The sequence below is a fragment of the Bradyrhizobium sp. U531 genome (assembly GCF_051710265.1).
Classification (GTDB): Bacteria; Pseudomonadota; Alphaproteobacteria; order Rhizobiales; family Xanthobacteraceae; genus Bradyrhizobium.
On record NZ_JASVEN010000005.1, the window covers coordinates 33,090 to 44,917 of the forward strand.

At 60.2% G+C, this 11,828-nt stretch carries 10 protein-coding genes; 2 read left to right on the forward strand and 8 right to left on the reverse strand.

All coding sequences use genetic code 11. The annotated features are described in order from the left end of the window. Positions 1–32 precede the first annotated feature (32 nt). Genes QRQ56_RS22660 through QRQ56_RS22680 form a run of 5 tightly spaced genes read right to left on the reverse strand, consistent with a single transcriptional unit; the run spans position 33 to position 4,545 of the window. Positions 33–1,031 carry a Gfo/Idh/MocA family protein gene (locus tag QRQ56_RS22660; protein ID WP_438743066.1) on the reverse strand — a complete coding sequence of 333 codons (999 nt, stop codon included), beginning with the start codon at positions 1,029–1,031 and terminating at the stop codon, positions 33–35. A 31-nt stretch (positions 1,032–1,062) separates the two neighbouring features. Beyond that, positions 1,063–1,797, reverse strand: a complete 735-nt coding sequence (locus tag QRQ56_RS22665; protein WP_438743068.1) for a class I SAM-dependent methyltransferase — start codon at positions 1,795–1,797, stop codon at positions 1,063–1,065. Then, the gene (locus tag QRQ56_RS22670) at positions 1,794–2,258 is read right to left on the reverse strand and encodes a GtrA family protein (protein ID WP_438743069.1); all 465 of its coding nucleotides are present in this window, start codon (positions 2,256–2,258) and stop codon (positions 1,794–1,796) included. Before QRQ56_RS22670 ends, QRQ56_RS22665 begins: the two co-directional genes overlap by 4 nt. Then, positions 2,255–3,286, reverse strand: a complete 1,032-nt coding sequence (locus QRQ56_RS22675) for a glycosyltransferase family 2 protein (protein WP_438743070.1) — start codon at positions 3,284–3,286, stop codon at positions 2,255–2,257. Before QRQ56_RS22675 ends, QRQ56_RS22670 begins: the two co-directional genes overlap by 4 nt. Positions 3,287–3,312: 26 nt before the next feature. Further along, positions 3,313–4,545, reverse strand: coding sequence for a class I SAM-dependent methyltransferase (locus QRQ56_RS22680; RefSeq protein ID WP_438743072.1), 1,233 nt, complete (start codon positions 4,543–4,545; stop codon positions 3,313–3,315). Between the two features lie 199 nt (positions 4,546–4,744). Here QRQ56_RS22680 and QRQ56_RS22685 point away from each other — a divergent pair, with 199 nt between their 5' ends. Further along, positions 4,745–6,637, forward strand: a complete 1,893-nt coding sequence (locus QRQ56_RS22685) for an acyltransferase family protein (RefSeq protein ID WP_438743074.1) — start codon at positions 4,745–4,747, stop codon at positions 6,635–6,637. A gap of 109 nt (positions 6,638–6,746) precedes the next feature. Here QRQ56_RS22685 and QRQ56_RS22690 read toward each other — a convergent pair whose 3' ends face one another. Beyond that, positions 6,747–9,371 (reverse strand): M10 family metallopeptidase C-terminal domain-containing protein, encoded by a 2,625-nt coding sequence (locus QRQ56_RS22690; RefSeq protein WP_438743075.1) that lies wholly within the window; start codon positions 9,369–9,371, stop codon positions 6,747–6,749. 338 nt (positions 9,372–9,709) lie between these two features. On the opposite strand from QRQ56_RS22690, the gene QRQ56_RS22695 reads away from it, so the two are divergent. Then, entirely contained in the window at positions 9,710–9,940 is a 231-nt protein-coding gene (locus QRQ56_RS22695) for a hypothetical protein (protein ID WP_438743077.1), read from the forward strand. Here QRQ56_RS22695 and rfbG read toward each other — a convergent pair. Together rfbG and rfbF are read right to left on the reverse strand one after the other, a co-directional pair. Further along, the gene (gene rfbG / locus QRQ56_RS22700; RefSeq protein WP_438743079.1) at positions 9,904–10,977 is read right to left on the reverse strand and encodes a CDP-glucose 4,6-dehydratase; all 1,074 of its coding nucleotides are present in this window, start codon (positions 10,975–10,977) and stop codon (positions 9,904–9,906) included. The genes QRQ56_RS22695 and rfbG overlap by 37 nt on opposite strands. Beyond that, on the reverse strand, positions 10,974–11,744 hold the full coding sequence (gene rfbF / locus QRQ56_RS22705; RefSeq protein WP_438743081.1) for a glucose-1-phosphate cytidylyltransferase: 771 nt from the start codon (positions 11,742–11,744) through the stop codon (positions 10,974–10,976). Before rfbF ends, rfbG begins: the two co-directional genes overlap by 4 nt. Positions 11,745–11,828 lie beyond the last annotated feature (84 nt).

The window sequence follows — 11,828 nt, forward strand, 5'->3', positions numbered from 1 at the left end:
CATGGACCGCAAGCCGTGGAGCGGAGCACCAATCAAGTCCCGGCCGTTGCGAGCGCCCGTTTCAGGTCCTCCTGCACCGCTAGCAAGCCCGAAACGTCCCACTCCAGAAACGCCGCGTCTGTCGCACCCGTTACCTGAGACAAGAACGCTCCAAGCTCAAGTCGCAAGGTGCTCTCCATCGCCAACATGCGCTGATCAAGCGCGTGCGGCTGGCTGTTGATCGTCATCAGCCCGTGGACGCCACTGAAGTCGACCGACGCATGACCGGATTTGGTCCGGATATCCAGAAACCTTCGACGCGCCTTTGCCTTGGTGTGACAGCAAAATTCGTGGCGCCCTCCCCGATCGTCGCGGAATTCGATGCGTCCCTGACGACCATCCGGGCTCTCCAGTGCTGCGCCAATCCGAAGCCCGGCGTTTGGGACAAAGACCCCGAAGATCGAAAAGGCATGGGGCAACAGGTCGTACAGCAACCCTGTCTCCTCGTGCCGGGTCTTTGTCGCACCATGTCGCACTTCGTTTTCGACGTCTTCCCATATCAGCGTCATATCCGCGGTACCGGCGCCGACGAGTTCCTCGGACAATTGATGGAAGGCTGGAAGGTAGGCGAATTCCGTGCCCACCACGAGAATACGCTTCATCTGCTGGGTTGCAGCCACAAGCGTCCGGCCGCTTTCCGGATCGACACCGATCGGCTTTTCGACAAGAATGTGCAGACCATGGCCGAGCGCGTCCATTCCGTCGCGTACATGATCGCGTGGCCGGCTCGATATGATCGCCGCTTGCGGCTGCCGATCGACAAGCATGGCCTCGGCAACCGTCGACACGACCGTCAGGCCTGCAAGCTCGGCGCGCGCAGCGGCCCATGTCAGCACCTCGTCGGGCCGGCTGCGGGCAGCCAAGACGACGCCTTCCGCAGAGCCGCGCGCGGCGACGACGACCGAAAGCCAGGTCCGGCCCCAACGACCGCCGCCGACGATCACAAGCGGAATAGGCAAGGCCGCCGCGCGCCAGAAGTCAGCCAGCTCCAAAGCGATCGCGGTCAGGTGCGTTCCTCCCGCTTCAGGACGACGGTTTCACGCCGCTGAGGTAATATTGGGCGCCGAACGGAAGATACCCCAAAAACGAGTCGAGGCGGCTGAGGTATGGGCCGGCCGGCGGCACCGAAATGATCGTCTTGGTTTCGACCTCGGCAAAGCCGGCGTCCGCGAACATCCGCCGCAGCGTCCCGGGCCGCAACAACACCGCGTCCTTGTCGATGTCGCAGGTCTTCACGATGTACTGGGTCGCCGGGTTATAGGGATTGTGCTCGAACACGAGCACCAGCCCGCCGGGCTTCGTCACGCGATACATGTCCGCGACGAACTGCGTCCATTGCGGCGGCGGCACATGGTGCATGACGCAGACGGTGAACACGATGGAGAATTGCTCATCGCGATAAGGCAGCCGCACTCCGTCAAATGTCGAATAGTGCACGAAAGGATGCCGCGCCGCTGCGAGCTCGACGCTTTGCGCCGACACGTCGATGCCATGCAGTTCGCGGAACTTGCCTTCCAGGCCGGAATGATACGCGCCGAGCCCGCAGCCAAGGTCCAGAACATCCAGCTCTGTCAGATCAGAAAAATGCTCTCTGCCGAGCCGCAAGATGTGCTCGCGCTTGACGTCGATGTAGAACGAGTGCTCACGCCCGGCAAAGGCAAGTGCCGAATTGATTTTTTCCTCGTAGTCGCCGGCGACGTTGTCGAAATCCGCCGCGACCTGTTCCTGCGTCACTTGAGGATTCTTCTGTTCGCTCATTCCGACTCTCCAGTCGCAACAATACGCTCGCGGCTGCCGCGGGTGCCAAACACCCAGCCGCGCATCAGGAAGAAATTCAGCGCGGGTATGGTCACGCAAACGCCGATCGCACCGGTCAGGTAGGGCCAATGCAGCATGTCGACGGTCAGCGCCATCACGCACCAGGAAACCACGAGCCCAGCAAGGGACATGACCATAAAGCGCACAACCTGATCAAGGGAATCGCCATTGACCCGAAAGGTTAAGCGACTCTGCATCAGGTACGAGATGGCGACCGATATGACGTACGCGCACACCGACGAGAGGACCGACGTCATCATGCGCGAGAGCACGAACACATTCGTGAGCACGAAGTACGCGAGCGTGGTCGTCAAGCCCGACACGCCAAAGCGCAGGATAAGGCGCATGGAGGATGACGTGACCAGTGCGAATAAGCCGGATGTGGCGCCGGTGCCGTTCATCGGAGCAGATTCCGTTCGACGCTGTCGATTTGTTCATTGAAATTGATCAGGTCCGAAATGATCGTCGGCGGCCGCATGCGAACCTGATCGTAAATTCGCCCGACATAGATACCCAGCACACCGAGGAAAAGGCTATTCAACCCTATCCCGAACAGAATGAGAATCTGTGTGGTCGTAAATCCCGGCGGAACGACCTGGTGAGAAAACAACCTGACTATGAGATAAAAGCTCGCAAGCAAGACGGCGGCCAGCGCGATCACCAGGCCGATATAAAACGACACCCGCAAAGGCAGGCTTGAGTGCGCGATGATGCCGTCCATGGCGAGGCGCACCAGGCTTCCAAATCGAAACTTGCTTTCGTTGTGCAACCGCGCGGCGCGGTCGAAGGGAATGCCGGTCTGGCGTCTGGCGAGCGAGGAGATGAGACCGCGCAGATACATATGCGGCTCGTGAATCGGACGGAGCCGCTCGATCACGGATCGGTCGATCAGCCGGAAATCGCCGCCATCCGGAATGAGATGAGGCCCGCCAATCCGCCGCATGAAGCGGTAATAGGTCCGCCTGGCGCGCCGCAGGAGCAGGCTCTCTTTCCGGCTTCTCCGCACGCCGACCACGACGTCGAAACCCTCGCGCCATTTCTGCAGGAAGGGAGCGAACATCGATGGCGGATCCTGAAGATCCGCGTCGATCTGGATTGCCGCCGCTCCGCGCGCCAACCGATAGCCGGTCAGAACGGACTGCTGAAAACCGAAATTCCTTGCAAAGCGGGCGACCCGCACGGCCGGATCGAGGGCGGCAATGCCGGAGAGCTTCTTGAAGGTGGTATCGGTGGAGTGATTGTCGGTAAACAGAAACTCGAACTGATAATCCTTCAGCTCTCCCGTAACCCGCTTCAGCTCCGCATATGTGCGGTCGACGTTGTCTTCTTCATTGAACACGGGAACGATGATCGAGATGAGAGGCCTGCTCGAGGACTCAGGTCTCCCGTTCGCGGATTCGGCGTTCTCTCCTGACGTCGTTTCAGCCATCAAAGCCATTCCCGTCGCGCGCAGCACTAGGCCCGCTCAAACTCCTCTGGCGAAAATAGATCGATGATCTGGCCGTCATATCCCTGCTTGCGCATGTACCCGTGAATTTCACCGGAGATGTGCCAGGCCAGATTGAGAAGCGGCACATCCCGGTTCGGGCGCTTGTCGAAATCGTTGTCGGAAAGAATCGGGATGCGGGTGCCCGGGATGTAGTTTCCGATCTTCATCGAGCCCGGCTTCTCGTAGACCCCTTGCAGGATGGACTGATCGAGATCGAGCAACTTCACCAGGATCGCCGCACGACCCGGAAAGGCCTTGCCGACGAGTGGGCCATGGCGAGAAACAGCCGCTTCGATTTCGGCGCGCTTGCTCTTCTGCCACGCAGGTATCCGCTTCGCCATGTCGAGCAGGCGCTGCTCGAAGCCGCCTTCCGCGGCGTCCATCTTGGCGAGTTCGGGAGCAGCCTGCTCCTCACCGTCGCCTCGCCGCATCATGACGCGGATGTTGCCGCCATAGCGTGCCGGGAACTCCAGCGCCTCGATCCGCGCCTGAAGCGATTTGGCGATGTACCGGAAGGACGTCAGGCTATAGGTGCGCGGATGCTCGTGATAGAACGTATCGAATTGATAGCGATCGAGCACGGAGCCGAGATAGTGGTTCTCGATGACCAGCAGCGTGTTCGGCCCCATCAACGCGCCGACGGCCGAGAGAACGCTGCGCAGATCCTCGATATGCGCGAAAACATTTGTGAACGTGATGATATCAGGCAGACCACCGCTCGCCGCAATCTTTTCAGCCAGCGAAGGCGCGAAGTAGTCCTGATAAACCGTGTGGCCGGCCTGCTTCGCGTCTGCGGCGGCGCCGGTCGGCTCTACGCCAACGGTTCTCGCGCCTCGTTCCCTGAAGATCGACAACAGGCTGCCGTCATTGCACCCCACGTCGAGCACCAACAGATCTTTCAGTGAGCCGACCTGCTTTTCGCATCGCTCCACCAACTGTCGCATTCCGTTCATCACGTCTGCGGTGTGCCGTGCCCTGTAGTGGTACGTACTCGGAAACAACGTCCGTTTCGGAACCTGATACGCCTGGTGCGCCGTCTTGCAGGTCGGACAGAATACGATATCTATCGGATATGTTTCAGGAATCGCCGGATTCCCGACCGGCACGAGATCGTCGCACAGCGGATGGCGTCCAAGATCCAGAACATCCTTGAGTTCGGATCCGCCGCACACCTCACAGCCTTTGATTGTACGCGCCATCTACAGTTCCAAATCGGGGAGGGGAAGTAGGTCGCCTTATAAGTGAAGTCCGCGACATTGCAAATATCTTCGCCACCCCGGTGAAACCAGCGTTTCTCGCGACAGGACCGGTGGTCAAGTACAGGCCACGCTTCTCCGTGCCCCTATCGTCGCCACGCATGTTAGGGCTATAAGAATCGGCAGCAGCAACGTTGAGATTATGACGATATACCGTCCCGACATCGATGGGTTACGCGCGGTCGCCGTATTCCTGGTCCTTGGTTTTCATGCCTTTCCGGAAGTTGTCCCCGCCGGTTTTGTCGGAGTTGACGTCTTCTTTGTCATTTCTGGATTCTTGATCACGGGCATCATTCTCGCAAATGACTTTTCGTTTGCGGGCTTTTACGCGCGCAGGGCGCGTCGTCTGTTTCCGGCGTTGCTGTTAGTGACCACGACCGCGCTGAGCTTCGGCTGGGTCTTTTTGACGCCCAGTCTTTTCGAAGCGCTCGGGAAACAAGTGGCCGCCGCAGCCTTATTCCTACCCAACGTGCTGTTCTGGTCTGAAACGGGCTATTTCGATCTTGCCGCATCGACAAAGCCGCTCCTGCACCTCTGGTCGCTCGGGGTCGAAGAACAGTTCTATCTGGTCTGGCCGGTATTGATGCTTGTCGGCGTAAGATTCCGTCTCCGAATGGAATGGATGCTTCTCGCCATTACTCTGCTGTCACTTCTGCACTGCTGGAGTCTCAGCCATTTCGGCCACACCTCTGCAGCTTTCTACTCGCCGCTTGCGCGGGCTTGGGAATTGTCGGCGGGGGGCGTGTTGGCGGTGATGAAAACGGGAAGCGCCAAGCCTGCCAACTCTACAATCGGTCTCATCGCGGGGTTGGCGATGATCGCGCTCGTCGCCTTCTTTGGCGGCGGCGAAGCGGCTTGGCCGAACAAGTTCGCGCTGGTGGTCGTTGCCGGATCGATGCTTGCGATCGGTTTCGGCGCAACATCGAGATTTGCGATGCGGACGCTGGGTAGCGGCTTGATGGTTTTCCTGGGCAGGATCAGCTACCCGCTCTATTTATGGCATTGGCCGATCCTGGTTTTCGCCTACATCAAGAATGGAACTACACTGGCGCTGTGGCAGGCATCGGCGTGTTTGGTCGCAAGCATCTGCCTTGCAATCCTGACTTACCTGGCGGTCGAAGTGCCGCTCAAGAAGCATCTTCGACTTTCGCCTCTCGCGCGGGGCGCTGTCGCCTCGCTTGCCGTTGTCGGACTGGCCGGCTTTTCAATTGCATTTGCGCATGGAGTCCCCGGCCGGCTACCCGACGCATTGCAAGCCGCCCTCGCCTACGAGCGCTATGATTTCAAGACGGATGCCTACAATCCAGGGTGCTGGCTCGGAAATGAGGAGGATACTTCCAAGCTGCTGCCGGTATGCCTGAATACAAATCGAAGCGACTCCATCGTGATCTGGGGAGACTCGCATGCTGCGCGACTCTCGCCAGGTCTTCGAGAGGTCTTCGGTGCGGACCGTATTTCGCAACTCACGCGGAATGGTTGCGCGCCCCTGCTCGGACTTGGCGAACCCGCGTCGTCGGGATGTCGCGACGGCAATGCGGCGGTCTTCGAGCTAATTCGGAAACATCCTGCCCAGACTGTCATCTTATTTGGTGCCTGGCAGAATTATCCGAACGATTGGAAGACCGGCTCAGCATATGTAGCTATGCTTGAGGACACGATCGCGAAGATAAGGGCAGCCGGCGTAGCCGAAATACTCGTCCTTGGGCCTGCTCCGAGATTCGATCCGAGCCTTCCCTCGCGCCTGCTGCAATCTTGGCTGCAGCACAGGTCGGATATGTTGCCGGGCCGCTTGCAAATTGACCTCAGCAAGACACTTGCCATCGAGAACGGAATTGAACGCGTCGCCAGAGAGAACGGGACGCGGTACATTTCCCTGATCAAGCTGTTTTGCAACGACGAAGGTTGCCTCACCAAAATTCCAGGCTCAACCAGCGATCTGGTCACCTGGGACTACGGTCATCTGACAACGAATGGCGCAATCCTTGCTGCTCAGGCGATCCAGAAGATGGACACCGCACTATCGACGGCAAGGTGAATGGCGATCGCGTGGCGCGACCCCCCCTGCTGCCGCGATTTTGTCGTCGCTCGGGTCGAGCGCACCAAGACGTTCCGGTTCATGAACGCAGGACGCGAACGACGGTCAACTAGAAAAAGAACCCCGAATGCTGCTCCCCATTCAAGACTGCCCCGGGGTGAGCTCCAATAACACCGTCCCCGTCCAGGTCTTGATGGAAATTGCTCTCTAAAGCGGCCAACGAAGCTATTGAGCCCAGCACCCCACCAATCAGGTTGCCCGCCTGACCGTCCGCGGATGGCAAACCATCATGCTTCAGTTCCGGGCCAGCGCCGCCATTTCCAAGGTCGCCGAAATAGAACTTGGCAGAGGCCAGCTTGTTCGAACCAAAAGCTTCGATCCCCGCCGTCGGTGCTGGCGACGCACCAATGACCCCGTCTCCGTTTAAGTCTTGATGAAAACTGCTCTCGAAGGACACCAACGAAGCGCTCGTCCCTGACACACCACCGATCAAGTTGGAAATGTAGTTGCCATTGCTGTCGGTGCTCCATACCGAGTAGTTATCGGCGCCGTCCACTTTCCACGCTACCTGATATCCGGAGCCGACCTGCTCGACCCCGATAGGACGCCAACCGCCCGCCTGGCCCGCCACAAACGGAGAACCGTTGTATTTCAGTTCTGGGCCCGCGCCGCTACTAATGTTGTCGAGATAGAAATTACTGCCGACCTGGACCAGCTTGGTCGAACCGAAAGATTCGATCACCGCCGTCGGTGCTGCCGCCGCTCCAATTACTCCGTCTCCGTTCAAGTCCTGATGAAAACCGCTCTCGAATGACACCAACGAGGCGCTTGAGCCCGACACGCCGCCGATCAGGTTAGAAATGTAATTGCCATTGCTGTCGGTGCTCCACACCGAATAGTTGTCAGCGCCGCCCACTTTCCAAGCGACCTGATAGCCGGAGCCGACCTGCTCGACGCCGATCGGGGTCCATCCGCCCGCCTGCCCGTCCACGAATGGCGAACCGTTGTATGTCAACTCCGGGCCTACGCTGCCGCTGCTGACGTCGCCAAAATAGAAATTAGAACCCACCTTGACCAACTCTGTTGATCCGAAGGACTCAATCACCGTGCTCGGTGGTGAACCAATGATGCCGTCCCCATTCAGGTCTTGGTGAAAAGCGCTTTCGAATGACGCCAACGAAGCACTTGAGCCAGAGACGCCACCGATCACGTTGGAGATGTAGTTGCCGTCGCTATCGGTGCTCCACACTGAATAGTTATTGACGCCAATCACCTTCCAGGCCACCTGATAGCCGGAGCCGATCTGCTCAACTCCGATCGGAGTCCAGCTGCCAAACTGCCCGGCCACATAAGCCGCGCCCTGATATTTCAGCGTTGGCCCTGTGCCGCCACCAACCGGGTTAAGATTATAGAGGCCGCCCGACTGGACGAGCGCAGTCGTGCCCATTGCTTCTATCGTGACGGGGATCAACGACGAGCTGGCGACCGTGCCATCCGCGAATTGAAGGTACTCAATGCCCGTGTCGGTATCCTGGCCATCGGGCGAGGCGCCACGCAAATCCGTGACGGTGAACGTCTGCGTGCTCGCATTGAACGAAATAGAATAGTTCGCCCTATTGCCCGAATACACCGCCGTATCGGTACCGGCGCCGCCAATAATGGTGTCGTTGCCGCCGCCGCCAGTGATCGTATCGTTGCCGGAGCCGCCGTTGAGTGCGTTGGCGATGACATTCCCGATGATCGTGTCATTGCCGGACCCGCCGGTGGCGTTGTCGATGTAGGAGCGCGCGTCGTTGTTGTAGAGATAGGCGTTGTAGACGTTGCCCGAGGCGGAATGGCCGTTGCCGAGATTGGCCAGTTGCACCGACGAGAACAGTGACGACGCACCGGGATTGAGATTGATGCTCAGGTTCGTCGTGTAGTTCGACAGATCGTAGGTATCGACACCGCCGCCGTCCCACACCGTCTCGTAGATGCGGTTGGCCGAGCCTCCGGCGCCACCGCCCGGCGCGAGCTGTCCGACGCCGTTGATGAACTCCTGCCCCGTGGTCGGGTTCCAGCTGTAGACCGTGCTGCCACTCTGGGTCGTGTAGTTCGCGCCGTACATCGTTTGTAGCGCGAGGATATCGTTGGCCATGTAAGTCTGCGGATATCCATACGCCTCGTTGGTGTACCCGCTCGTGGTCGAAGCACCGACATAGCTGCGATAGCTCATGACGGTATATTCGCTGTCGTCGTGGGCCGTGGGAACTGCGACGTTAGCGACGCCGCCAGTTTCCTGACTGTGCTTGAGGCCAAGGGCATGACCGAGTTCGTGCAACGCGGTCGTGAAATAGTAGTTACCGAGCTGGGCCAGCGAATAGTTATACTGCGTTCCAAACCACACATCGCCGCCGGATGCATAGTTGCCGGGGTAATAGGCATAGGAGGTCGGATTGGCCGACGGCGACTGCGCGATCATGATGTCGGCGCCGTTGGTCCCTGCGTACTGGATGCTGGCGTTGGTATAGCCAAGGATCAACCCGATCGCGTAGTTGATCGCGGCCTGCATCTGGCTGGGCGCTGAAGCAAAGCCTGAGGTCGTCGGCTCGCTGTCGCCTCCCGTGTACGGGTTCGCGTAGTCGCCAGGCGCGTCCGGAAAGCTGTAGGTGATGGTGCCCGACCATTTGTAGCCTGACAGCATACCGTCGATATCGCTGTTATTGGACTTGCTGATCGTGACTGCGGTGGCCATTGGACTCTCCAGAGCGGCTAGGCACGCTCGACGTTAGGCGCAGAATGCTCATTCTAGCCTCAGAGGTATACGTTCGGTTTAATTTTAGCGGTCGCGGCGCCACCTTGGTCATAATGCCTGCCATGTATCGAATTCCGTAATTATACGGACCATGGGTGGAAGCCAGATCTCGGTTTCGGCGTAGGGAAATCATGAGAATATACCTGTTCGCGGCCGGCCTTTGTGGGGCTCTGAACAGCGATGGCCGAGCTGCATCCGCCGCTCTTCGGAAGAAGAGTGCCTGTCACGGTCGGAAAAGCCCGTGCTGATGGGAGCAGCAAGGCTGATTCAATGCGTCGGTGAAGGCGCAAACGGCGGGGTCGGGCCGAACCGGTCTCGCGTCCGATATCGAGCGCGCCATCCTCGCGCTCGTCGTCCTGCTCAAATCTTGTCTCGCGGTCCGCAAGGATCTCCTGCGCATTCGCGCCACCGCAAGACCGGTCGAGACGCGGCGGTCCGCTTTCTTCGGCCCCGGCCGCCGCGAGCCGTCACATCACGCGACCGTCCTCGACGACGCGCCGACGACCTGATCGAGCTGGTCGAGCGAGATTTTGCGCAGGTCCCGGCCCTCGCGCAGCGCCTGGTACCAGTCGACGGTGAGACGCAGACCCTGGGCCAGATCGAGCCGCGGCGTCCAGCCGAGCTCGCCACGCGCCTTGGCGCAGTCGAGCCTGAGATAGGCGGCCTCGTGCGGATGCGGGCCGGCATCCACCGTCCAGCGTGCGCCGTCGCCCCACAGCGCGATCAGATGCTCGACCACGGTCCCGACCGGCACTTCGCTTGCCGCATCGGGCCCGAAATTCCAGCCGCCGACGAAATGATCATCGCCCGCGAGCCGCTCGACCAACGTGAGATAGCCGAGCACCGGATCGAGCGCGTGCTGCCAGGGCCGCACCGAATTGGGATTGCGGATGCGCAAGGCCTCGCCCGCAAGGAACGCCTGCATTGCGTCAGGCACTAGACGGGCGCGCGCAAAATCGCCGCCGCCGAAGACGTTGCCCGCGCGCGCGGTCGCGACACGCGCCGCGCCCTTCGCGTTGAAGAAGCTGCGGCGATAGGAGTGCGTCACGAGCTCGGCGCAGGCCTTGCTGTTGCTGTAGGGATCGTCGCCGCCGAGACGGTCGCTCTCGCGGAAGGCCTCGCCGGTGCCGTTGTTCTCGTAGCATTTGTCGGTGGTGACGATCAGCATCGCCTGAAGCGAGCGCAGATGCCGTGCCGCCTCCAGCACGTGCACCGTGCCCATCACGTTCGCCGCAAACGTCTCGACCGGCTCCTCATAGGACGGGCGCACCAGCGCCTGCGCGGCCATATGGATGACGATGTCGGGGTCCGCCTCCGCCATCGCGGCGCGCAAGGCCGAGAGATCACGGATGTCGGCAATGCGATGCTTGATGTCGTCGGCGATGCGTGCCGTCACGAACAGCGCGGATTGATGCGTCGGCGGCAGGGCGTAGCCGTAGACGCTGGCCCCGAGGCGACGCAGCAGCAGCGAGGCCCAAGCGCCCTTGAAGCCGGTATGCCCGGTCAGGAAGACCTTCTTGCCGCGCCAGAATGCCGGATCCGTCACCAGACCCTCCATTTGGCGCGGTTGCCCGCCCACTCGGCCTCGAGGAAGTTGCGATCGCGCAGTGAATCCATCGGGTGCCAGAAGCCGGGATGCACATAGGCGCGCAAATCGTCGCCGCGCACGAGCTGCTCCATCGGCTCGCGCTCCCAGATCGTCTTTTCGCCCGCGATCAGCTCGCCAACCGACGGCGACAGCAGGAAGAAGCCGCCATTGATCCAGCCGCCATCGTCGTTGGGCTTCTCCTCGAAATTGACCACCCGGTCGCCTTCGATCGCAACTGCGCCGAACCGTTTTGCGGGCCGCACCACCGAGACGGTGGCCCTCCGCCCATGCGCCTTGTGGAAGGCGATCTCGGCGGCGAGGTCGATGTCGGCGACGCCGTCGCCATAGGTCAGGGCAAAGAATGGCTCGTCCGCGACATAGGGCAGCACCCGCTTCAGACGGCCGCCGGTCTGGGTCTCCTCGCCGGTGTCGACCAGAGTGACCCGCCACGGCTCGGCGGTTTCGCGATGCACCTCCATGCGGTTTTCGGCCATATGAAAGGTCACGTCGGACATGTGCAGGAAGTAGTTCGCGAAGTACTCCTTGATCATGTAGCCGCGGTAACCGAGACAGATCACGAAATCATTGAAGCCGTAATGGCTGTAGATCTTCATGATGTGCCAGAGGATGGGACGGCCGCCGATCTCGACCATCGGCTTCGGCCGCGTGCTGGTCTCTTCGGCAATTCGGGTTCCCAGACCTCCCGCAAGAATTACGACCTTCATCAACCTGCTCCGAACGAGAGGCGCTCCCGCGCATTCCAAGCGGCTTCTATACGAACCCGCGCTGGCTGGAAAATCGTCCCAGCA

Excerpts from the sequence above, each read along its gene's own strand:
- QRQ56_RS22665 (WP_438743068.1), bottom strand. The coding sequence starts at position 1,797 with ATGAGCGAACAGAAGAATCCTCAAGTGACGCAGGAACAGGTCGCGGCG.
- rfbF (WP_438743081.1), bottom strand. The coding sequence starts at position 11,744 with ATGAAGGTCGTAATTCTTGCGGGAGGTCTGGGAACCCGAATTGCCGAA.
- QRQ56_RS22680 (WP_438743072.1), bottom strand. The coding sequence starts at position 4,545 with ATGGCGCGTACAATCAAAGGCTGTGAGGTGTGCGGCGGATCCGAACTC.
- QRQ56_RS22670 (WP_438743069.1), bottom strand. The coding sequence starts at position 2,258 with ATGAACGGCACCGGCGCCACATCCGGCTTATTCGCACTGGTCACGTCA.
- QRQ56_RS22685 (WP_438743074.1), top strand. The coding sequence starts at position 4,745 with ATGACGATATACCGTCCCGACATCGATGGGTTACGCGCGGTCGCCGTA.
- QRQ56_RS22675 (WP_438743070.1), bottom strand. The coding sequence starts at position 3,286 with ATGGCTGAAACGACGTCAGGAGAGAACGCCGAATCCGCGAACGGGAGA.
- QRQ56_RS22690 (WP_438743075.1), bottom strand. The coding sequence starts at position 9,371 with ATGGCCACCGCAGTCACGATCAGCAAGTCCAATAACAGCGATATCGAC.